Here is a 22,271-nt window from a genome sequence, read left to right on the forward strand (position 1 = left end):
CCTATCTGCTTTGACTTGATTTAAGGAACGTTTTGATCTGCGTCAAATCGCCAACTGCTAACTCACGATAACTCTTTTGTAACGATTGTTGTCGCATAAAGGTCTGTGAGTCAGAGAGCTGCCGTTTAGGCATTTGCGGTTGGGCGGTAATCTGTTCCTTATTTATTTTAACAAAGTTTAACTCAGAAAACACGCTTAATCCAAAACGAAGCTGCTGCATTGTAATCCCGCAATGTTGTGCAAACTGTGCTAATTCGGACACTAAAACGGTTTTCTGTTGATATATTTCTTTAAGTAAATTTCTTAGTTGCGGAATTTGCATTTGTAATCGTTCTTTCATCGCTGGGGATGTATAGAACATTAAATAAATTCGTTGGGCATTAGTGCTACTTAAATATCGAGTGAATAAGCGAATATCTGTTGGTAAATCAACGAAAAGTAATTCCTGATGATCTGCTGCAAGTTGGTCTAAAGTGGTAATTCGTGATGAACTAGTGAATCGTTGCTGCAACTGATGAGCTAATTTCTCATTAAAACAGACATATTGACGTGGTGTTTGCCAAATCGTTCGATCTAATTTTTGCTGGCGCCAGTCAATTAATTCAACATCAGTACTGATCGGTGAAGCGCCACTTGGCTTTGACTGAGACTGTGGAACTGGCTGGCTTAATTGTACTTGATCAGTTTGTGGCGCTTCCGTTGGTAAGATGAAGTCCTTAATTTGTAATTGAACAGTTGTTTTACCCTGCCAGCGATTTAAGCCCAACTGGCCAATAGCAGTTACTTGCGAAGTGGCTTGTAATTGTTGTGCTAACTCACCCTGGCGAAAGGCAATTCCGCTAATAGTATTGTTTAAAGTTCCCTTGAGCGTTTGTTTCGTCTGTCCAATTGCTTGCCATTGTTGCCACTGTAGATTTTTTAAAGCAACAATCGGTTCTGGATTGCTTTCACCATAAGGCTCTAAAATCTCACTAACAGCTTGAACAGAATCAGGTGTTAATTTGGTAATATTTTGTGCTGTAAAAACAGCATCAATCTGTTGCTGACCAGTGGCTTGAATTTGTTCTTGTTGTTGGGCTGCTTTAGCAATCAAATGGTCGCGCAATTCAGCAACTTTATCAGTTGCCACGGTTAAGCCAATTGCACCAGCATGGCCGCCAAAATTAATCATTTGCTCCCGAAAATCATCAAGTGCTGCAAATAAATCAAACTCGCCAATTGAACGTCCAGAACCCTTGGCTTGCTGAGTTGCCGGATTAATACTCAGAACAATTGTTGGGCAATGATATTGATCAACTAAGCGACTGGCAACAATCCCTAAAACACCCTCGGCCCAATTCTCACCAGCGACTACTAATGCTGGTGGTGCAGTCACAGTAGCTAATTCTGCCGCAACTTTATCGACGACTTCTTGGACCAATTGTTGTCGCTGTTGATTGGTCTTTTCAGTATCAGTGGCAATTTTTGTTGCCGTTTCATCATCAAACGTTGTTAATAATTCAACCGCTGGCCGACCACTATTAACGCGACCGAGCGAATTTAAGCGTGGCGCTAACTTGAACCCAATATCGTGAGCTGTGACATGATTTAAATCCAACTTGGCTTGCTTGGCTAATGCTACTAAGCCCAAACGTTCGCTAGCTTGCATTTGCCGTAAACCATTTGCTACTAAAATACGATTATCAGCTACTAATGGCATCACATCAGCCACCGTTCCAATTGCGACTAGGTCTAATAATTCAACTGGTAACTCACCTAATAATCCCCAGGCTAGATAAAAAGCTACCCCAGCGCCAGAAAAATAGCTAAACTGACAATTTGATTGTGGATGGCGCGGATGGACTACCGCAAATGCTGCGGGTAATTCAGCAGGTAAATCATGGTGATCAGTGACAATGACATCGACCCCCTGACTTTGAGCATATTCAACCTCGGCCGCGCCAGAGATACCATTGTCAACGGTAATTAACAGCTGCGTACCATCCGCAACAATTTCGTGATAGCGGTCCATGTTAGGCCCGTAGCCATCAGTAAAGCGACTAGGAATATAATAAGTCGCCTCTATGCCTAAGGTTGCCAGCGCTTCAACCATAATGGATGTACTGGTTACACCATCGGCATCATAATCGCCGTAGACCGTAATTTTCTCATCGTTTTCAATCGCACTTTCAATTCGTGCAACAGCTTTATCCAAGTCATAAAAATGATCAGGTGTTGTCAAATTACCCAAATCTGTTGCTAAAAATTCGGTGATTTTATCTGCTGTATCATAACCACGGCCAACTAAAATAGCCAGAACTGATTCTGGCAATCCTAGTTGTGCAGCTAAATTAGTGACTAATTTTGAATCAATTGTTGGTGGCTTTTGCCAATATTCTTGCAAACCTAAAACTCCAATTCATCATGAAAGTTGTCTAATTAGAATTAAAAAATCGTTAAATTATGCTTAGTGGCTTTTTCAACCTTAAGTAAATCACCTTGAACTGCCCACCGCTTAGTACCCGATTCAGCACAGGTAATTAAGGTAATCATTTTTTTACCGGGAATATCATCGATGATGGTCACCGTCGTTGGTGTAATCACTTCGCGATGATTAATTTGATAAACATAAACTTTTTTCAAATCGGTAATATATATTTTTTGGCCAACTTTTGTTTCAGCAACTGCTGAAAATAAAATATTCGGATTTAACATATTATGACCTGCTAAAGCGTAGTTACCCTGTCCCATTTTTTCGTCAGGTTTCATCGTACCGGCCCCAGTTGCTAAAGCGACTTTACTAACGCCTTTAGCAATTGGTAATTTAATATGAACAGCCGGAATGGCAATCTTGCCTAAATAACCTTGTTGATTATCTGTTGCCGCAGCAGCAACTTGTTTGACGTCAACGTCGCTGACAGCATTAAAATCATAGCTAGCCTTAATATGTTTGGCTTGTTTAATCTTATCTTGATCGACCTGGGCAAGTTTACGATTCGTATTGAAATTAACAATCGCATCTTTAATTTGTTGGTTAAAAACTAGCGCTAAACCTAATAATAGCAATAATATGATGAACACTGTTTTTAATTTGTTTTTCAAAATGGCGCCTCCAACGTCTTTGATTAGTGTTAAACGATCTAACAACTAATTAATTGCCAGTCCAAAAATGTATTATACCATGAAATAAAAAAATCCGCTGATTGCATATTTCAATTCACTTAACCATCTAGCACACAAAAATAGCCAGTTTATTGAGTCTTACAATAAACTGGCTATTATGATTTTTAATCGGTGTTATGATTGACGACGTCCAAAAATAAGTGACACAATAATGACTAAAATAACAGCCCCGATAATTGATGGAATTAAAGCCATACCTGCAAGTGATGGCCCCCATGTACCTAATAATCCTTGACCAATTGCTGAACCAACAATACCAGCAATGATGTTAGCAATCCAGCCCATGCTATTACCTCGACCAGTAATTGCACCAGCAATCGCACCGATAATAGCGCCGACAATTAATGCCCATAACCAACCCATAATGAATTCCTCCTTTTATTATTGAACGCGTGGTTCTCTTGCATCTTCAATTTTATCTTGTGCTTTATTCGTACCTGAAGTGATCGCATTTTTAGCTTTATTTGTTTGCTTCGATGCGAATTGACCAGTTGTTTTAGCAGCACTAGTTACTTTATCTTGAACGGTTTCTGAATCTTCTTCATATTCTTTTTCCGTTTTAATATCGACAACATTAATATTAACCTCAATAACATCTAAGTGCGTCATGTGTTTAACTTCATCATGAATGACTTGTTTAACCCGTTCAGCAATCTTAGGAATGTCACGGCCATATTCTACAACGACGTCCATATCAACGGCTACCTGTTTTTCGCCAACTTCAGTATTGATTCCCGAGGTCACATTATCAGTATTGATTAATTTATCAGCAATATTGGAGAAAAAACCACCGTTGACATCTAATAAACCGTCAATTTGTTCAATGGCAGTGCCAATAATTTTTTGAACGACTTTGTCATCATAAGTTAAATTGCCATTAACCTTCGCTTCTGATTGATTCGTTGATTTTTCAGTATTTTCTTGTTTTGTTTTGTTCATTGTTGAATCATTTTGTTGGTTAGTCATTTAAACAGCCTCCTAGTGAATTAATTATTTTTTCGCTCTATCAAATCGTCTAATAGACCCGTTCGTTTTAGGTATAAGCCTACAGCAATACCAAGTGCGGTCAAAATTATTAATAATAACGTTTTGAAAAAACCAATAGTGACAAATAAAATTGCTAAAATTAAGCCTAAGCCCCCACCAATAATCGGGAGCATAAATTGTTGCCAAATTGCCTTCATTTTACGCCCTCCTATACGACTCGTGAACGATTAGTTGATGGTTTATCCTGACGTAAATTCTGATAATTAACGTCAACGTGAACTTGTCTTTGGCCTAGTAATTGTTGTAATTCTTGACGAATTTCTGTCGTTAACACTTCGGTTTGATTAATCAATGACGATGTGCGCTTGAGTTGGCCTTTTATTTTAACGTTAATCTTATTCTTCGTGGCACGAATATTCACATGTGGCCGCTCGACAAAATCACGAGTTGAGAGTTTAGAACGAACTAAACCTTCAATGGCACGTTTATCCAGCGTTAAACGTCCACCTTCAGATTCAAGCTCAAAGTTTTGCTGACTACGTGGATAAAAGATAATCACAAGTATGCCGAGAACTAATAAGATTGCAAAACCACTGGCTATCCAGAATAAATACTGCTGAAAGTATTCATTGGTTAAAAGATCAATAATGAATTGCCAACGGGGAATTCTAATATAATCACCAACATAAGGCGCACAGAGTATCATCATCGTCAGTAGAACTGATAACAATAACAGACTCAATAGAATCACTAATGCTTTAAGCCAACGATTCATGCACTCCCTCCTTATTTAGTACACTCACCTCTATCAACCAAAATTATCAAAAATAATTTGTGATAAGTAGGGAAAGACTAATTTACAAGTTAATCGCTTGACCACCCGTCACACCATAAATTTGTGCAGTAACATAACTGGCGTCATTTGAAGCCAAGAAGACATAAACTGGTGCTAGTTCAGCTGGTTGACCTGCTCGTTGTAGCAAAGCATCTTGACCAAATTCCGGCAAGGCGTCTTTTGGTTGGCCTTGATCTAATTGCAATGGCGTCCAGATTGGACCCGGTGCTACCCCGTTAACTCGAATTCCCTTTTCAGCGAGTTCCTTGGCTAAACCAACGGTGAAGTTCGCAATTGCGGATTTAGTTGCTGCGTAATCCAATAAATGAGCACTAGGACTAAACGCCTGGACCGAAGTAGTCGTTACAATGCTACTACCAGCTGGTAAATGCGGTAAAGCCGCCTGAACCAACGCAAACTGAGAAATAATATTGACAGTAAAAGTATCTCTCACCTGTTGAATTGGAAGTTTAGTGATGGTTGGTTGCGAAATCTGTTGTGCTGCATTTAAAACTAACGTGTCTAAACCACCCAATGCAGCCACAGTTTGATCAACAAGCTGTTGTGGTGCTGCTTCATCGCGTAAATCAAATGGTAATAAGACGGCTTTGCGGCCTGCATCTTTAATATAATGCTCAACCTCATGCGCATCTGCTTCTTCGCCAGGATAAAACTGAAACGCCACATCGGCGCCTTCCCTGGCAAAAGCAATGGCAGCTGCACGACCAATACCAGAATCACCGCCAGTAATTAAAACACGGCGATTTTCTAGTTTTTGGTGGCCCACATAACTGGTTTCACCACAATCAGGCTCCGGCTTCATTTTGCTTTGTAAAGCCGGTGTTGCTTGATCTTGCTTGACAAATTTGTCAGTGTGATATAGATCGCGTGGATCTTTTAAATTAGGTTCCGTCACACTCATCCCTCCTTTATAAACTAATGTTATAATATTGCCTTACTCAAAAATAGTTTTTTGCTCACACTGTGTATATTAATTGATTAAAGTTTAGCAACTGCTTACTATAATATATGTATAATCAATAATTATTTATAAAATAGCGTTTTTATTAAATGATCAATTTCAAGGAAAAGAGGCTCAAAAAATTGCTCACTTATTATGAAATTAATGAAAAAAGTGGAATCAAAAAAGGGACGCAAGAACATGGTAACTGGTTGGTTTTATCTAAAGCGACAGCGTCTGAGCAGCAACAAGTGATTGAAACATATCAATTGCCCCAAGATATTTTTAAAGGTGCTGATGAAGCTGAAGAAATTGCTCGTTTTGAAGAGATGTCCAACTCAAAATTGGGCGACTTTAAGATTTTGTCCATTACAGATTTATCTGCTGAGACTGAAGTAAAAATTGAAGCGCGCTTAGAACCTTTGATTTTTATCATTGCGTCTCATCAAATTATCACCTATATCGGTGACAATTCGATTGCCGTTAAGCGCTTCGTCGAGAAATATCCAACTGAAGTCACCTCAACGGCAAAATTGCTAGGCTTAATGGTACTGATGATCTATACCCACTACATTAAAGAACTATTGACAATCAAAAAGACAATCGATCAGCTAGATCAATCTGCGCGAAAAACCACTGAAACTGCTGAATTGCATCGCTTAGCCGATACTGAACGCGATGTCGTTTTTTTAGATCATACTTTACGCGGACAGAAGAAGATTCTTAGTCATTTATGGGATGACGCCGATTTTATTCAAGAACTTGATGACGATCGCCTTCTTTATAACATTCGGCTACGCCAAGAATACGCCGAAGAACTTATTAATATTTATCGCGATCTTTTAGAAACGGTTGGTGGACTTTTCAATGACATGATGAATAACAATCTAAATCACTTAATGAAATACCTTGACTCAGCTGCGTTGATTATTTCAATTCCTGCCCTTATTTCCGGTATTTGGGGAATGAATACTGGTGGCTTGCCTGGAAAGGGATCAACACTTGGCTTCATGATTGTCATGGCTTTAGCAATCGTTTTGACAGTTCTAGCTACGATACACTTAAAACGCAAAGATTACACCAAGTAACATTTTTTAATTAATCATTAAGGATGGTGCCTATGTTATTACTTATTGGTCTAAAATTAATAATCGGTTTAATCGCATTGTTACTCGTCGTTCGGCTGTTAGGCAAGAAATCATTATCTGAAATTACACCCTTTGATTTAATTTACACCTTGGTACTCGGCGGTATTTTAGAAGAATCAATTTATGACGATAAAGTCCATCTTGGCCAGATAATTTTCGCCTTATTCGTCTGGGCGGTGCTAATATATATCATTGAACAATTAGTCCAAAAGAATCGTAAATTTAATCGTTTACTTAAAGGTGAGCCAGCAGTATTAATTAAAGATGGTGTTTTAAACAAAACAGCATTAACAGAAAATCATATTGAGATGGAACAGTTGCGATCGATGCTGCGCCAAGAACAATGTTTCTCTGTAGCGAATGTTCAACAAGCGGTCTTAGAAACAGCCGGTCAGATTAGTGTTTTAACGAAATCAGCCGATGATCAAGCATTGGCTTTAATGTTAATCGATGAAGAGAAAATTCAACAACGAGTTCTTAGTTCTAATCAATTATCAGAAAATTGGCTGTATCAAAATTTACGGCAACTAGGTTATTCATCTTTAGCTGGATTATTTTATGTCGAGTGGTCAGCTGAAAATGGTTTTTATATTATTACCGAAGATGATTTAGACACTGAACTTTATCACATTGATGGCTAAATTAATTCCTAGTGACTAAAAAAGCTCCCGAGTTAAGCACTAACCATCACAAAATGGTTAATGTTCAATCTCGGGAGCTTTTTTAGTGTAAATTAAACAAATTACTTACCTTTAATATCATCATCATTAATTTTTAAGACAGTCATGAAGGCTTCTTGTGGCACTTCCACGTTACCAATTGCCTTCATCCGTTTCTTACCAGCTTTTTGTTTCTCAAGTAATTTACGTTTACGCGTAATATCACCGCCATAACACTTAGCAAGGACGTTCTTACGATAAGCCTTAATGGTTGCTCGAGCGACAATCTTATTACCAATTGCTGCTTGAATTGGCACTTCGAATTGTTGGCGGGGAATAACTTCTTTTAGCTTAGAAACAATCAAGCGGCCCCGTTCAGCAGCAAAATCACGGTGAACGATAAAACTCAAAGCATCGACGGCTTCACCATTCAATAGAATATCCATCTTCACTAAATCACTTGGACGATAACCACTGATTTCATAATCCAGTGAGGCATAACCGCGCGTACTAGATTTCAAATCATCAAAGAAATCATAAATAATTTCTGAAAGTGGTAGTTGATAAATGACATTAACTCGATATTCGTCCAAATAATCCATGGTGACGAATTCGCCCCGCTTCTTTTGCGCTAATTCCATTACTGCGCCAACATAATCATTGGGCACCATAATCTCAGCTTTAACAAAAGGTTCGCGAATCTCTTTTACCAAACTCATTTCAGGTAATTGCGCCGGGTTTTCGATCGTTTCTTCAGTGCCATCAGTTAATTCAAGATGATAATCAACCGACGGTGCCGTCATGATTAAATCAAGATCAAATTCCCGTTCTAAGCGCTCTTGAATGACGTCCATATGCAATAGCCCTAAGAACCCACAGCGGAACCCAAAACCTAATGCTTGCGAGGTTTCTGGTTCAAATTCTAGAGCGGCATCATTAAGTCGAAGCTTTTCTAACGCTTCTCGTAAGTCCGTATATTTGGCATTATCAACTGGATACATACCGGAATAAACCATTGGCGTGATTTTACGATAACCAGGCAAAGCTTCCTCAGTTGGATGAGTCACACTAGTGATGGTATCACCAACATCTGTTTCTTGAACGGATTTGATTGAAGCAGTTAAGTAACCCACGTCACCAGCCATTAAATAGTCGCGTTGCAAAGCTTTTGGTGACATGACCCCAACTTCAGTAACTTCATATTCACTATCATGACGCATCATCTTGATATGATCGCCGGGCTTTACAACCCCTTCAAAAACTCGAATACTTAAGACAACGCCTCGATAACTATCGTAAACAGAATCAAAGATTAAAGCTTTCAATGGTGCATTTAAGTCGCCGGCCGGTGCAGGAACGTCACTGACAATCCGCTCTAACAATTCAGGAATACCTGTACCTACTTTAGCGCTAGTCAAAACAGCATCTTGAGCATCAATTCCAATCATATCTTCGATTTCGTCTTTAACCCGCTCAGGATCGGCAGAAGGCAGATCAATCTTATTAATAACCGGTAAAATTTCGAGGTCATTATCTAACGCCAAATAAACGTTAGCTAAGGTCTGTGCCTCAACACCTTGGGCTGCGTCAACGACTAAAATAGCTCCTTCACAGGCAGCTAAAGAACGAGAAACCTCATATGAAAAATCGACGTGTCCGGGCGTATCAATCAAGTGAAAAATATAAGTTTCACCATTCTTGGCCTTGTAATGTAACTCGACCGCATTTAACTTGATTGTAATCCCGCGTTCACGTTCAAGATCCATATTATCTAACAACTGCGCTTGCATATCACGTTGTGCAACCGAATCTGTCATCTCTAAAATGCGATCAGCAATTGTCGATTTGCCGTGATCAATATGGGCCACAATTGAAAAATTGCGGATATGTGTTTGACGTGCTTTCATTTCTTCTAAATTCATCTTTACACCAAACCTTTTAGTCTCAATAACTAGTATATCAAAAAAGCAGCTCTGACAAAAGCTGAACTGCCTTAATCAAAACTACTTTCGTTTAGTTCAATTATTGAATTTTTCTTTTAAGCGGGTAAACAAATTACTATTTTGAGGATCAATCTTGTCGCCACCAGCACGGACAAATTCCATTAATGCCTCTTTTTGTTTATCATTTAAATGCTTTGGTGTTGTAACGTTGACTGTTACAGTTTCATCACCCATTTGTTTACTGCGTAAATGTGGTGCCCCTTTGCCGCGTAAACGGAATTTAGTTCCTGATTGCGTTCCGGCAGGAATCTTCAAACTAACTGGACCGTGAACGGTGTCAACTTTAATTTCATCACCTAAAGTTGCTTGTGGGAAAGTAATTGGAATCGTGATATAAATTTCAGTACCGTCTCGTTGATACTTATCACTTGGCTTCACGCGGAAAACAATGTACAAATCGCCATAAGGTCCACCATTTTCACCGGCCTCGCCTTGGCCTTCAAGACGCATTTGTTGCCCGTCTTCAACACCAGCAGGAACCGTTACTTTGATCTCGTGAGATTGTTTTTCTTTACCAGTACCGTGGCAAGTTTCGCAAGGATTTTCAATAATCTTACCCTTACCACCACAACGATCACAAGCTTGACGTGAACGAATGCGACCAAGTGGCGATTGTTGTTCAACTTCAACGAAGCCAGTTCCCTGACACTTAGGACAAGTTACTGGGCTAGTGCCGGGTTTAGCACCTGAGCCATCACAAGTATGACAAGTTGCATTACGTGAATAAGTGATTTTGGTTTCTTTACCAAAAATTGCTTCTTCAAACTTCAAATCCATGCGATATTGCAGGTCTTCACCTTGACGAGGCGCATTGGGATTAGCAGCACGTGAGCCACCACCAAAGAATTGACTAAAGATATCACCAAAGTCACCAAAGCCGCCATAATCGCCACCTTGTGAGTAGCCACCGCCAAATGGATTGCCACCTGCACCGTCCATACCAGCTTTACCAAATTGATCATATGAAGCTCGTTTCTGTGAATCAGAAAGTGTTTCATATGCTTCGTTGACTTCTTTAAACTTGGCTTCAGCATCTGGTGCCTTATTAATATCGGGATGGTATTTTTTGGAAAGTTTACGATAGGCTTTCTTAATATCAGCCTCAGATGCATCTTTGCCGACACCAAGAACGTCATAATAGTCCCTATCTGCCATGTTGTTCCTCCTTGTCGGCTATTGCCGAAATGAATAATGTCCTGAGAAAAGGATAGCATAAACTACTAAATTTGCAAAATTGTTGAAAGACCAGAAAATTGATTACTCAACAAAATAAAAATGCGGTTGGGACAAAATTACTTATCACCAACCCCATTTTTAATTACAAGATAATTTATTTAGCTATTATTTGTTGTCTTTGTCAAGATCTTCAAAGTCACCATCAACGGTGTTGTCATCATTCTTGCCATTTTCTTGACTATCAGAATTTGGTTGTGCATCACCAGTTGCATCGCCTTGAGCTTGTTGTGCTTGTTGATAAAGTTTAACGGTTAAATCTTGAACAATCTTATTCAAGTCATCGCGTTTAGCTTTCATATCTTCAAGATCGTTAGCTTCTTGAGCCTTCTTCAAAGCTTCTTTAGCGTCTTCAGCCTTCTTGATTTCTTCGTCAGAAACTTTGCCCTTAAGTTCACCTAAAGTCTTGTCAGTTTGGAAGAGTAATTGATCAACATCGTTCTTCAAATCAACTTCTTCTTTACGCTTCTTATCTTCTTCAGCATGTTCTTCGGCTTCTTGTTGCATCCGTTGAATTTCATCGTCAGAAAGACCTGATGAACTCTTGATGGTAATCTTTTGTTCCTTTTGTGTGCCTAAATCTTTGGCAGAAACATTAACGATACCGTTCTTATCAATATCAAATGTAACTTGGATTTGTGGTACGCCACGAGGAGCAGCTGGGATGTCAGTTAATTGGAACCGACCCAACGTCTTGTCGTCAGCAGCCATTGGCCGTTCACCTTGTAAGACATGGATATCAACGGCTGGTTGGTTGTCAGCAGCAGTTGAGAACACTTGTGACTTGCTAGTTGGAATCGTTGTGTTACGATCGATTAACTTAGTGAAGACACCACCCATTGTTTCAATACCTAATGATAATGGTGTAACGTCAAGTAAAACAACGTCTTTAACGTCACCAGTAATAACACCACCTTGGATAGCAGCACCAATAGCAACGGCTTCGTCAGGGTTAATTGAGTGGTCTGGGTCTTTGCCAGTCCAATTCTTAACAGCTTCTTGAACGGCAGGAATACGAGTTGAACCACCGTTTAAGATAACTTTGTCAATATCGCCGTTAGTTAAGCCAGCATCACGTAATGCATTGTCAACTGGAATTTTAGTCCGTTCAACTAAGTCAGCTGTTAATTGGTCAAATTTAGCACGAGTTAATGTTTCTTCCAAATGTAAAGGACCATTAGCACCTGCAGAGATAAATGGCAAGCTAATTTGTGTTTGAGAAACACCAGACAAGTCTTTCTTAGCCTTTTCAGCAGCATCTTTCAAACGTTGCATTGCCATCTTATCTTGTGATAAATCAATGCCATTAGCATCTTTAAATTGAGCAACTAACCAATCGATAATCTTGTTATCAAAGTCATCGCCACCTAAACGTGTATCACCATTTGTTGACAAGACTTGGAAGACACCGTCACCTAATTCAAGGATCGAGACATCAAATGTACCACCACCAAGGTCATAAACAAGGACTTTTTCATCAGCATCGCTCTTGTCCAAACCATAAGCTAAAGCACTAGCAGTTGGTTCGTTGATGATCCGAGAAACATTTAAACCGGCAATCTTACCAGCATCTTTAGTTGCTTGACGTTGTGCATCGTTAAAGTAAGCAGGAACAGTAATAACAGCATCAGAAACAGTTTCACCAAGATAATCTTCAGAGAACTTCTTGATGTATTGTAAGATCATAGCTGAAATTTCTTGAGGTGTGTAATCTTTACCACCTGCATGTACTGTATAACCAGCTTCGCCAATGTGACGTTTGATTGATGAAACAGTATCAGGGTTAGTAATTGCTTGGCGTTTAGCCACTTCACCTACTTGGATTTCGCCATCTTTAAAAGCAACAACAGATGGTGTAGTACGATTACCTTCAGGATTTTCAATAATTTTTGGTTTGCCGCCTTCAAGTACTGCAACGGCAGAGTTTGTTGTACCTAAGTCAATACCGATAACTTTAGACATATTTTTTACCTCTTTTATTAATCAATTATTTTGCTACAACAACCATTGCTGGTCTAATGACACGATCCTTTAATTGATAGCCTCTTTGTAAAACTTGTGAGATCGTATCAGCAGGATGCTCATTATCAGCTGAACTGGTTTGAACAGCCTGATGTTGGTTAGGATCAAACACTTCGCCAACTTTACCTAATGGCTTGATACCATTATCAGTTAAAGCTGTCTTAAAGTGTTCCAATACCATCTCAACACCTTTATGAATCTGTTGGGCTTGTTCTGTATCAGCATCAACAGCTAAAGCACGCTCTAGATTGTCAACAACTGGTAGAATGGCAGTCGCTAATTTTTGAGCTGAGTACTTTTGTAAATTCTCACGTTCTCTTTGATGACGCGTGTGCATGTTTTGAATTTCTGCTTGCGAACGTAAAAACTTATCATCAAGTTCACTATTTTTTTGTTGTAATTCAGCAACTTGTTTTTGTAAAGCAGCAATTTGTGCTTCTGGATCATCTGCTAATAACTCATCCAGATCAGCCTTTTCTTCTTGATCAACTATTTTTTTAGCTGATTCAGTTTCAGGCTGGGCTGCTTTAGTCGTTGCTTTTACTTGTGCTTCTTTTTCAGCAAACTTCGGATCTTTTTCAGATGGGAAGTCTTTTTCGTTATCTTTAGCCAAGTTGTTCCTCACTCCTTTAATTAACTATCATCATGAAACTTATTGTAATACTCAAACATCTTTTTAACGAGCTCATCAGAAAACAACTGCATTAAGCCAATAAGTTGTGAATACGGCATACTAGTTGGGCCCAAGATCGCGATAACACCACTACCATGTTGACCGACATTATATTTAGCTGTAATCAAACCATAATCACTAAATAACGAATTATCAAATTCATCACCCAATCTAACAGAAATAGGTCCTAATGGACTATCTGATTCGGTTTCGGCTTGATCTTCGCTATCTAAATCGAGCAAGGATGGTAAAACTGAATCCTTATCAAGCAACTGGTAGATTGACTTTAAGCGATCTAAGTCATCTGGTTGAACAAAGTTTAAAAGATTGGAACGACCACTAATGTAGAAATGCTCTGTAGCGGCGTGACGCAAAACATCACCGAACAGATCAACAAAACCATCAGCCGAATGTAAATATTGCGTCAATAAACGCGGAATCTCGTTTTTAAGCTGCTGTTTAACTTTCATCATTGACATCCCAACAAGATGATCATTAATAATTCGCACGGCTCGCTCTAAGTCTTCTGAACTAACTGATTGTGAAATATGATAGACACGGCTTTCAACCGTTCCCATACTTGTTGCTAAAATTGCAATGACTTGATCATCACCCAACGGAATTAAGCGAAAACCAGTTAACGTCACATCAGCCGATTCGGGACCTAGAGAAATCGATGTGTAGTTCGTCAAATTAGAAAGAATATTAGCGGACTGTTTAACAATATCATTGATTTCATGATACTCGTGATTAAAATCTTGAGCTATTGTGGAAAATGTTTGGGGTGAGACAGTACTTGGTTGTAACAAGTGATCCAAATAATAACGATAACCAGCCGTTGAAGGAACTCGGCCTGATGAGGTATGATTCTTCATCAATAACCCGGCTTCTTCCAATGCGGCCATTTCATTACGAATTGTCGCAGAACTGATTCGCATTGGCAATTGATTCATTAAGGTCTTTGAACCAACTGGCTGTCCAGTTTCGTTATATAGTCGGACAATCTCTGCTAAAATCAGTGCCTGACGTTTAGTTGGCATGATCATCACCTCTTTTTTAGCACTTAATACCTATGAGTGCTAACAACACTATAAAATATAACAATGGTTTACGTTAAAGTCAAGGAAACACCACCTTTTTTAGCTAAAAATCTCAAATTCAGACCTCGGACTTAGGGTATCTTCATTCCCAAGAACAAGGTAGTCAAATAATAGCGTCTTGAATAATTTGATTGCTATTCTTCGTCCCTCCAGAAAATACGCTAGTGGAACGCTTTAAGCGACATCCACCACGTTCCCTGCACGACTTTTTGCGTGAGGAGCACAAAGAACAGCAAAGTAGCAGTACTAGTTGCTGCGACGTTTCCACACAAAAAAGCATGAGATTACCCCATGCTTTTAAATACACCTATCTTGACCTTCTAGACCAACATAAACTCTGCAAAAACATCATTACCAACAAAGCGCCCACGTTCAGTTAAGTAATAAGCATCAATATTTTCCGCTAACAAGTTTTGCTGAAGTAATTTAGGAATCACTTCTGGATAAACTGTTAGTAAGTCAACGCCAAAACGCTTTAAGAACGCTTCTTTAGAAACACCCGCGTTTAATCGTAACCCTAAAAATAATTGTTCTTCAATTTGTTGCTGACGTGTAATGTTTTCTGAAGCAAGAATTGGCAGTTGTTGCTGACTTAATGGTGCTAGATATTGTTTGATTGGACCAAAATTTTGATAACGTTGATTACCAAGATAACCTGAAGCCCCAGCACCGAAACCAAAATAATTTTCATTATGCCAATAAGTTAGATTATGTTGTGATTGAAAACCCGGTTTGGCAAAGTTACTAATCTCATATTGTTCAATACCATGCTTAGCAAATTCATCCATAGCTAACTGATACATATCTGCTTCCATATCCTGAGATGGTAATTTTAGTTTACCGCGCCGCATTAAATTATAAAAGACCGTCTTTTGTTCCAAAATTAAAGAATAAGTCGCATAATGAGGGATTTCTAAGGCCAAAGCTTGTTTTAGACTGTGACCAAAATCAACTAAATCTTGACCAGGAAGCCGATAAATTAAATCGATTGAGATATTATTAAAGCCGGCATGTTGCGCATTTTCAACTGCTTTAACAGCTTCAACTCCCGAATGAGTTCGACCAATTTTTTTTAGCACGTCATCATTAAACGACTGAACGCCAATACTCAAGCGGTTAACGAAATGCGCTTTTAAAACTTGTAATTTGTCACTCTTTAATAAATCGTTGGGGTTGGCCTCCACTGTAAATTCTTCGACTTGGTCAACTGGCACTAATTCTTGCAAGCCACTTAATAAATAATCAAGTTGAGCTGCAGAGAGCGCTGTTGGGGTGCCACCACCAATGTAAATGGTTTTAATTTTAGTTTGAGGATATTGTTGTAAGGCCAACTTCATTTCTTTTAATAAAGCCGTCAAATAATCATCGACTGGTTGCCCTTGAATAAAAACTTTATTGAAATTACAGTAGTAACAAATATGTTCACAAAACGGAATGTGAATATAGATGGCACCAATATTTTTTTGAACAGCTTGCATGTTAACTCCAGTTCTTCCCTTAACGGAATGCTCTTTTAACGTGAGAAATAATAACGACTAACTTCAACTTCATATCATAACATTGAACAAGATTATCTGTACACTGCTGCTCAATCAGCTAATTCTGTCATTAAAAAATTGATTTTTATTTGATTAAATAAAAATCGATCCTAACAGACAATCCCTTAGTGTTCATTGAAGTAAGCTAAACTATTTTGCTGATCCTTAGCTAATTGCTCAACCAACGCCTCAGCACTAGTGAACTTAACTTCACCGCGAAGCCAATGATTCCAGCGTAACTTGATATTTTCACCATAAATATCCTGATGGAAATCAAAAATATTAACTTCAACTGTCACAGGACGATGATCACCAAAGGTAACGTTGCGCCCAACTGAGGTCATAGATGGATACCAACGGCCTTGAATCCAAATTTCAGTTGCATAAATACCAATTGCTGGTAAACGTTCACCGTCAGTCGTCTTAATATTAGCTGTTGGGTAACCCAATGTGCGCCCACGCGCTTCACCGTGGACCACCATCCCCTCAGTTTGATAAATATAACCTAATAGATCATTCGCGCGGTCAACATCACCTTGAGCAAGGACTTGGCGAATCGCACTGGAAGATATTTTTTCGGTATATTTCTGCTGTTCTGGAATAGTGATGATATCAAACCGTTGTCGTGCATAACTTGGTAAAGTTGACATATTGGCCGTCTCTTTAGGTCCATAGGTATAATCAAACCCAGCCACCACTACCTTAGCGCCTAAATCAACAAGATACTCATCGACAAATTCTTGTGGTGCTAAATGGCCAACTGTTGACGTGAAGTTAACGACATACATGATATCTACGTTTAACTGGCGCAACAGTGTTTCCTTGCGGGACAATGTCGTTAAATAGTCAAACTGATCATCTTTAATCTGGCGAAAAACAATCCCCGGATACTTATCAAACGTCATCACTGCAACCGGCAAATTACGCTTCTGACCAATGGCAACAGCTTGCTTAATAACCGCTTGATGACCTAGGTGAACCCCATCAAAAAATCCTAAGGCCAGCACTTTAGGTTGAATATTAATCTTTTTCAAATCTAAGGGATAATTTAGTGAGATAACTTCCAAAAATAAATCCTTCTTTCAAACATCTCATCATTTAATGATCTAACTATTCGTTAGCCAGTAACATTGTTTCCGGTACATAATTACCTAAAGTACTTTTTTGATAACGATAAATTGCCTTAATATGATCTTGATAAGTTAAGGTAATCTCGGGCGCAGTTAAATCAGTGGTAATAGCCCCACCATTTTGGACTTTTTGCCACTGTTGTGAGGTTAACTCAATATTAGGCAAGGGTGCCAGAACCGTTTCGATTGGTTGTAAAACTTGGTTAAGCTGATTTTGTTCAACCGCTGTCGCTACTTCTTCTAGAGTAACTGTCTGGTCAAGTCTAATACCGCCACTTTTAAGCCGACGCAGATCTGACATAACTGCTGGAATCGCCAATTTTTTACCAACATCTGTTGCTAATGTCCTCACGTAAGTCCCCTTGGAACAACCAACTTCAAAGGTAAAAGTTGCCGTCTTACTATCTTCATGGTAATGAAGATCAGAAGTCCGTTTAAAGTAATCAACCTGAATTTTTCGGCTTGGACGTTCAACCGTTTCGCCAGCGCGGGCGTATTCATAAAGTCGCTTACCATTGACTTTAACTGCAGAAAACATCGGCGGAATCTGCGTCACTTCACCAACAAATTGGGCCAGGCAGTCATCAATGACCTGTGCTGTTGGCGCTTGGCTTAAGGCAACCCGCTGAATTTCTTCACCTGACAAATCTTCCGTTGTTGTTGCAAACCCTAAGGTAATTTCGCCTTGATAAATCTTGCCACTAGCCTGAATGCGGTCAACAAGCTTAGTCGCTTGACCAACACAAATTGGCAAAACACCATCGACATCAGGATCTAACGTACCAGTATGACCAATTCGTCGTTCGTGTAAAATTTTGCGTAATTGATAGACACAGCCTGCACTGGTAACGCCTTTAGGTTTAAATAAGGGAATGACACCGTTCATTAATAATCCTCCAATTCAATCCTAATCAGTATATCATAAGTTGTCCCTTTGTCTTAATCAGGTTTGCTCATGAATCATTTACAAGCATAAAAAAAGCTGCGACAATTGTCAGCAGCTTTTTATTTTAATCTTTAGCGTTCATTTGACGAATCAATTCATCAATGCGTTCGCCGTAACGAACGGATTCATCTTGAACAAATTCCAATTCAGGAATCTTATAAATCTTAATTCGAGCAGCAAGTTCACGACGTATAAGGCCGCTAGCTTTATCTAGGCCAGCTTGTGCTTTTTTTACATCACTAGCCTTGTTAGATAAAATGCTGTAATAAATCGTAGCTTGTTGTAAATCGCCAGTTAAATCGACACCGGTAATGGTAACCCCCTCAACACGAGGATCACGCACTCTTTTTAATAAGATGTCATTAACTTCACGTTGAACTTCTTGTTCAACTCGACCAACACGATGTTTCATTTCAACACCTCCAACTATTTAACAGGAACTTCTTCCATAACAAAGGCTTCGATTTCATCGTCAACCTTAATGTCGTTGAAGTTTTCAATCATTAAACCACATTCAAAGCCTTGGCGAACTTCTTTAACGTCGTCTTTGAATCGTTTCAAGGAAGAAAGTTTGCCTTCATAAATGACAATACCATCACGAATTAAACGAACACCTGAATCGCGTTGGATAAAGCCACTATTGACCATACAACCAGCAATTGTTCCTAATTTAGAAACTTTATAAAGTTCACGAACAACTAAATCACCCGTAACTTTTTCTTGATATGTTGGTTCCAACATACCTTTCATTGCTGATTCAATTTCTTCAATTGCACGATAAATGACATTGTGTAGACGAATATCAACATCTTCACTTTCAGCTTGTGCCTTAGCTTGTGGTGTTGGACGTACGTTAAAACCAATGATGATGGCATTACTTGCAGATGCTAATGTCACATCACTTTCGTTGATTGCACCAACTGCAGAGTGAATAATATTAACACGAACACCTTCAACATCAATCTTCTGCATACTACCAGCTAATGCTTCAGCAGAACCCTGAACATCAGCCTTGATAATAACATCGACTTCTTTAAGTTCGCCTTGCTTCATTGTTTCAAAGAGGTTATCTAAAGTCACACGATTAGACTTATTGCGTTCTGCAAGTTGAGCCCGTTTAGCACGTTCTTCACCGGCAGCGCGTGCTGTCTTTTCATCATCAAAAGTAGCAAAGTGATCAGCTGCATCAGGAACATCATTCAAACCAGTAATTTCAACTGGTTCAGATGGAAAGGCCTCTTTAACACGACGACCACGATCATTGGTCATAACCCGGACACGGCCAAAGGTATTACCAACAACGATTGGATCACCAACATGTAAAGTACCTTGTTGTACTAATAATGATGCCACTGGACCCTTACCTTTATCCAAACGTGCTTCAATAACCGTACCAACACCTTTTTGATCAGGGTTAGCCTTTAATTCAAGCACATCAGCTTCAAGTAAGATCATTTCCAATAATTCATCGATGTTAGTTCCCATTTTAGCTGAAATTTCAACAAAAATAGTATCGCCACCCCATGATTCAGGAATTAACTCATATTCAGTTAATTGTTCCATAACATGGTTAGGGTTAGCACCTGGCTTATCAATCTTGTTAACTGCCACAATAATTGGGGCATGGGCTGCCTTAGCGTGGTTAATAGCTTCGATTGTCTGTGGCATCACACCATCGTCAGCTGCAACAACTAAGACGATGATATCTGTCACATCAGCACCACGAGCACGCATATTAGTAAAAGCAGCATGTCCTGGTGTATCTAAGAAGGTAATGACCCGGCCATTGAGCTTAACTTGATAAGCACCAATATGCTGAGTAATACCGCCAGCTTCACCTTGTGTAACATGAGTATGACGTAAACGATCAAGTAAGGTTGTCTTACCATGGTCAACGTGACCCATGATTGTGACAACTGGTGGGCGACTTTCCAAATGATCTGTATTTTCAACTTCTTCATTGAAAATAGTATCGATATCAGAAATATCTTCTTCGATCTTCTGTTCAGAATTAATACCGTAATCAGTTGCAATTAATTCAATGGTGTCTTTATCTAATGATTGGTTTTGGTTAACCATAACACCAAGCATGAACAACTTCTTAACGATTTCAGCTGGTTCGCGGTGTAATAATTTACCCAAGTCTTGCGCATTCATGCCTTCAGAATAAACCAATGTTTCTGGTAATGGTCGATCCTTACGTTGTGGCATTTCCTTTTTAACCTGATGACGTTGTTGTGCGCGTTGCTTACGCTTGTTCTTCTTACGGTTATTAGGATTGAATGGTGTTTGTGATGGACCTGCGGAACGACCACGACGTGGATTATTATTGTTAGAACGATTATTAGTCTTCCGTGAATCCGTTGCTTGTGGCGTTGGAATTGGTGCTACAGGTTGACTTGTCGCAGGACGCGTTGGCTTAGCAGCAGGTTTAGCTGCTGTATTAGCATTAGTTGCTGGTTTCTTTGTTGCAGCAGCTTTTTGCTCTTGGCGACGTTTCTCATTACGACGTTTACGTTCGTTTTCACGTTGTTGTTTAATATCAGCTTGCGTTTGAGCAGCTTGTTCTTTGTATTGTTGTAAATGTCTTAAACCAGCATTTACCGGACGTGATGCTGCCGCTGGCCGTGATTGTGTGTGGTTATTGCGTTGGTTATTGTTTTGACCACGGGCTGGTTGGTTGTTTCGTTGTTGATTGTTGTTACGTTGGTTTTGGCTGTTGTTATTATTGCGACGATCATTTGCACGATGTTGATTAGCATTTTGACCAGCGTGTTGTTCACGTTGTTGGCCTTGGTTATTGTGGCTTGGCCGTGAACTGCTTGTTTGCGTATTTGCTGGTCGGCGAATCGACGTGATTTTAATCTTAGTTTTGCCGCCTTGCTGGGATTTATGGTTGGCATCAGCTTGTGCGGCTGACTTGGGCGTCGCATGATTTGACTGTGACGATTTAGCAGACTGAACACTATGTTCAACTGGTTTAGCAGTCTTAACTTCTTTTGAGCTAGCTGTCGACTTAGCAGCAGGTTTAGTTGCAGGCTTAGCAGTTGCTTGTGTTGCCGCCGCCGGCTTAGCACCTGTACTCTTTAATTGACTCTTTAAATGAGCCACCTGTGTATCATCTAAAGTTGACATATGATTCTTAATATCATAGCCAGCTTCCTTTGCTTTACTAAGTACGTCTTTGCTAGGAATGTTCAGTTCTTTGGCTAATTCGTATACTCGCTTTTTCCCCATATTTCACACTCCTTAATTATTTATCTCATTAAACTCACCATACCTTTGGCAAAACCTGGATCATTGACACCAATGACTTTACGCGGTTGTCCAATTGCTTGAGTTAATTGTTGGGTCGTGAAAATTTCAACCACGGGAATATGATTAAAATTTGCTTTATCTTTAATTTTCTTTTGGGTATTAACACCGGTATCACTAGCTAAAAAAACTAACGTGATTTGCTTCTTACTTAAACCAGCTACGACTAATTCTTCACCAGTCGTTAACTGACGTGCACGTTGAGCTAGTCCTAATAATCCCAGAATTTTCTTTTCTTGAGCTGGCTGAATGGTCATTGTTGAGAACCAAATAATTCTTGACGAGCTTTTTGGTGATCAACATAAGCAAACAATTCATCATAAAATTCAGGTGCAACGGTTTGATCAAAAGCACGATCAATTGTTTTTTGATCCTTTGCTGTTTTGACAGCTTCTGGATCAAGAGAAACATACGCACCGCGACCTGACTTCTTACCGGAAGGATCAATACTAATAGCACCGGTTTGATCACGAACAATGCGAACTAAAGATTTTTTGGGCAGCATTTCGCCTGTCAAAACATCTCGTCGCATAGGAACTTTTCTTTTTTTCATCTTCTC

Annotated in this window: 21 protein-coding genes; 2 read left to right on the forward strand and 19 right to left on the reverse strand. The window is 39.3% G+C overall.

The window, feature by feature from the left end:
- Nucleotide 1: 1 nt before the first annotated feature.
- The 7 genes from recJ to FC84_RS03355 form a co-directional block, all read right to left on the reverse strand.
- The gene (gene recJ / locus FC84_RS03325; RefSeq protein ID WP_057755424.1) at nt 2-2,383 is read right to left on the reverse strand and encodes a single-stranded-DNA-specific exonuclease RecJ; all 2,382 of its coding nucleotides are present in this window, start codon (nt 2,381-2,383) and stop codon (nt 2-4) included.
- 41 nt (nt 2,384-2,424) lie between these two features.
- The gene (locus tag FC84_RS03330; RefSeq protein ID WP_057755426.1) at nt 2,425-3,081 is read right to left on the reverse strand and encodes a class A sortase; all 657 of its coding nucleotides are present in this window, start codon (nt 3,079-3,081) and stop codon (nt 2,425-2,427) included.
- Between the two features lie 195 nt (nt 3,082-3,276).
- On the reverse strand, nt 3,277-3,525 hold the full coding sequence (locus tag FC84_RS03335) for a GlsB/YeaQ/YmgE family stress response membrane protein (RefSeq protein WP_057755429.1): 249 nt from the start codon (nt 3,523-3,525) through the stop codon (nt 3,277-3,279).
- Between the two features lie 18 nt (nt 3,526-3,543).
- On the reverse strand, nt 3,544-4,101 hold the full coding sequence (locus FC84_RS03340; protein ID WP_192496388.1) for an Asp23/Gls24 family envelope stress response protein: 558 nt from the start codon (nt 4,099-4,101) through the stop codon (nt 3,544-3,546).
- Nucleotides 4,102-4,148: 47 nt separating this feature from the next.
- Complete coding sequence (locus tag FC84_RS03345) at nt 4,149-4,346, reverse strand: DUF2273 domain-containing protein (protein ID WP_057755435.1); 198 nt, start codon at nt 4,344-4,346, stop codon at nt 4,149-4,151.
- An 11-nt stretch (nt 4,347-4,357) separates the two neighbouring features.
- Complete coding sequence (gene amaP / locus FC84_RS03350) at nt 4,358-4,924, reverse strand: alkaline shock response membrane anchor protein AmaP (protein WP_057755437.1); 567 nt, start codon at nt 4,922-4,924, stop codon at nt 4,358-4,360.
- An 82-nt stretch (nt 4,925-5,006) separates the two neighbouring features.
- Complete coding sequence (locus FC84_RS03355; protein WP_057755440.1) at nt 5,007-5,900, reverse strand: SDR family oxidoreductase; 894 nt, start codon at nt 5,898-5,900, stop codon at nt 5,007-5,009.
- Between the two features lie 188 nt (nt 5,901-6,088).
- Between FC84_RS03355 and FC84_RS03360 the strand changes: the two genes are divergently transcribed.
- Together FC84_RS03360 and FC84_RS03365 are read left to right on the forward strand one after the other, a co-directional pair.
- Nucleotides 6,089-7,033, forward strand: a complete 945-nt coding sequence (locus tag FC84_RS03360; RefSeq protein WP_057755442.1) for a magnesium transporter CorA family protein — start codon at nt 6,089-6,091, stop codon at nt 7,031-7,033.
- Nucleotides 7,034-7,065: 32 nt separating this feature from the next.
- Nucleotides 7,066-7,734, forward strand: a complete 669-nt coding sequence (locus FC84_RS03365; RefSeq protein WP_057755445.1) for a DUF421 domain-containing protein — start codon at nt 7,066-7,068, stop codon at nt 7,732-7,734.
- Nucleotides 7,735-7,835: 101 nt separating this feature from the next.
- Here FC84_RS03365 and lepA read toward each other — a convergent pair whose 3' ends face one another.
- The 12 genes from lepA to rnpM form a co-directional block, all read right to left on the reverse strand.
- Nucleotides 7,836-9,674 (reverse strand): translation elongation factor 4, encoded by a 1,839-nt coding sequence (gene lepA / locus FC84_RS03370; protein WP_057755448.1) that lies wholly within the window; start codon nt 9,672-9,674, stop codon nt 7,836-7,838.
- Nucleotides 9,675-9,770: 96 nt separating this feature from the next.
- Complete coding sequence (gene dnaJ, locus FC84_RS03375; protein ID WP_057755453.1) at nt 9,771-10,910, reverse strand: molecular chaperone DnaJ; 1,140 nt, start codon at nt 10,908-10,910, stop codon at nt 9,771-9,773.
- A gap of 186 nt (nt 10,911-11,096) precedes the next feature.
- Complete coding sequence (dnaK, locus tag FC84_RS03380) at nt 11,097-12,950, reverse strand: molecular chaperone DnaK (RefSeq protein ID WP_057755456.1); 1,854 nt, start codon at nt 12,948-12,950, stop codon at nt 11,097-11,099.
- A gap of 25 nt (nt 12,951-12,975) precedes the next feature.
- The gene (grpE, locus tag FC84_RS03385) at nt 12,976-13,623 is read right to left on the reverse strand and encodes a nucleotide exchange factor GrpE (RefSeq protein WP_057755458.1); all 648 of its coding nucleotides are present in this window, start codon (nt 13,621-13,623) and stop codon (nt 12,976-12,978) included.
- A 20-nt stretch (nt 13,624-13,643) separates the two neighbouring features.
- Complete coding sequence (gene hrcA, locus FC84_RS03390) at nt 13,644-14,723, reverse strand: heat-inducible transcriptional repressor HrcA (RefSeq protein ID WP_057755461.1); 1,080 nt, start codon at nt 14,721-14,723, stop codon at nt 13,644-13,646.
- A gap of 380 nt (nt 14,724-15,103) precedes the next feature.
- Nucleotides 15,104-16,240, reverse strand: a complete 1,137-nt coding sequence (gene hemW, locus FC84_RS03395; RefSeq protein WP_151425888.1) for a radical SAM family heme chaperone HemW — start codon at nt 16,238-16,240, stop codon at nt 15,104-15,106.
- 206 nt (nt 16,241-16,446) lie between these two features.
- The gene (ribF, locus tag FC84_RS03400; RefSeq protein WP_057755468.1) at nt 16,447-17,388 is read right to left on the reverse strand and encodes a riboflavin biosynthesis protein RibF; all 942 of its coding nucleotides are present in this window, start codon (nt 17,386-17,388) and stop codon (nt 16,447-16,449) included.
- A 43-nt stretch (nt 17,389-17,431) separates the two neighbouring features.
- Nucleotides 17,432-18,337 (reverse strand): tRNA pseudouridine(55) synthase TruB, encoded by a 906-nt coding sequence (gene truB, locus FC84_RS03405; protein ID WP_057755469.1) that lies wholly within the window; start codon nt 18,335-18,337, stop codon nt 17,432-17,434.
- A gap of 124 nt (nt 18,338-18,461) precedes the next feature.
- Complete coding sequence (gene rbfA, locus FC84_RS03410; protein WP_057755472.1) at nt 18,462-18,809, reverse strand: 30S ribosome-binding factor RbfA; 348 nt, start codon at nt 18,807-18,809, stop codon at nt 18,462-18,464.
- Nucleotides 18,810-18,823: 14 nt separating this feature from the next.
- Nucleotides 18,824-21,634: a translation initiation factor IF-2 gene (gene infB, locus FC84_RS03415; protein WP_057755475.1), complete on the reverse strand. Its 2,811-nt coding sequence runs from the start codon at nt 21,632-21,634 to the stop codon at nt 18,824-18,826.
- Between the two features lie 20 nt (nt 21,635-21,654).
- The gene (locus tag FC84_RS03420; protein WP_057755480.1) at nt 21,655-21,969 is read right to left on the reverse strand and encodes a YlxQ-related RNA-binding protein; all 315 of its coding nucleotides are present in this window, start codon (nt 21,967-21,969) and stop codon (nt 21,655-21,657) included.
- On the reverse strand, nt 21,966-22,265 hold the full coding sequence (rnpM, locus tag FC84_RS03425; protein WP_057755483.1) for an RNase P modulator RnpM: 300 nt from the start codon (nt 22,263-22,265) through the stop codon (nt 21,966-21,968). The genes FC84_RS03420 and rnpM overlap by 4 nt, the downstream gene beginning before the upstream one ends.
- Nucleotides 22,266-22,271 lie beyond the last annotated feature (6 nt).

The sequence above is a fragment of the Lapidilactobacillus dextrinicus DSM 20335 genome (genome assembly GCF_001436095.1).
GTDB classification, from domain to species: domain Bacteria; phylum Bacillota; class Bacilli; order Lactobacillales; family Lactobacillaceae; genus Lapidilactobacillus; species Lapidilactobacillus dextrinicus.

What these genes read in the sequence shown, in the direction of transcription:
- FC84_RS03335 (WP_057755429.1), bottom strand. Translation starts at nt 3,525, where the DNA reads ATGGGTTGGTTATGGGCATTAATTGTCGGCGCTATTATCGGTGCGATT.
- FC84_RS03340 (WP_192496388.1), bottom strand. Translation starts at nt 4,101, where the DNA reads ATGAACAAAACAAAACAAGAAAATACTGAAAAATCAACGAATCAATCA.
- FC84_RS03345 (WP_057755435.1), bottom strand. Translation starts at nt 4,346, where the DNA reads ATGAAGGCAATTTGGCAACAATTTATGCTCCCGATTATTGGTGGGGGC.
- amaP (WP_057755437.1), bottom strand. Translation starts at nt 4,924, where the DNA reads ATGAATCGTTGGCTTAAAGCATTAGTGATTCTATTGAGTCTGTTATTG.
- FC84_RS03365 (WP_057755445.1), top strand. Translation starts at nt 7,066, where the DNA reads ATGTTATTACTTATTGGTCTAAAATTAATAATCGGTTTAATCGCATTG.
- lepA (WP_057755448.1), bottom strand. Translation starts at nt 9,674, where the DNA reads ATGAATTTAGAAGAAATGAAAGCACGTCAAACACATATCCGCAATTTT.
- dnaJ (WP_057755453.1), bottom strand. Translation starts at nt 10,910, where the DNA reads ATGGCAGATAGGGACTATTATGACGTTCTTGGTGTCGGCAAAGATGCA.
- dnaK (WP_057755456.1), bottom strand. Translation starts at nt 12,950, where the DNA reads ATGTCTAAAGTTATCGGTATTGACTTAGGTACAACAAACTCTGCCGTT.
- hrcA (WP_057755461.1), bottom strand. Translation starts at nt 14,723, where the DNA reads ATGCCAACTAAACGTCAGGCACTGATTTTAGCAGAGATTGTCCGACTA.
- truB (WP_057755469.1), bottom strand. Translation starts at nt 18,337, where the DNA reads ATGAACGGTGTCATTCCCTTATTTAAACCTAAAGGCGTTACCAGTGCA.
- rbfA (WP_057755472.1), bottom strand. Translation starts at nt 18,809, where the DNA reads ATGAAACATCGTGTTGGTCGAGTTGAACAAGAAGTTCAACGTGAAGTT.
- infB (WP_057755475.1), bottom strand. Translation starts at nt 21,634, where the DNA reads ATGGGGAAAAAGCGAGTATACGAATTAGCCAAAGAACTGAACATTCCT.
- FC84_RS03420 (WP_057755480.1), bottom strand. Translation starts at nt 21,969, where the DNA reads ATGACCATTCAGCCAGCTCAAGAAAAGAAAATTCTGGGATTATTAGGA.
- rnpM (WP_057755483.1), bottom strand. Translation starts at nt 22,265, where the DNA reads ATGAAAAAAAGAAAAGTTCCTATGCGACGAGATGTTTTGACAGGCGAA.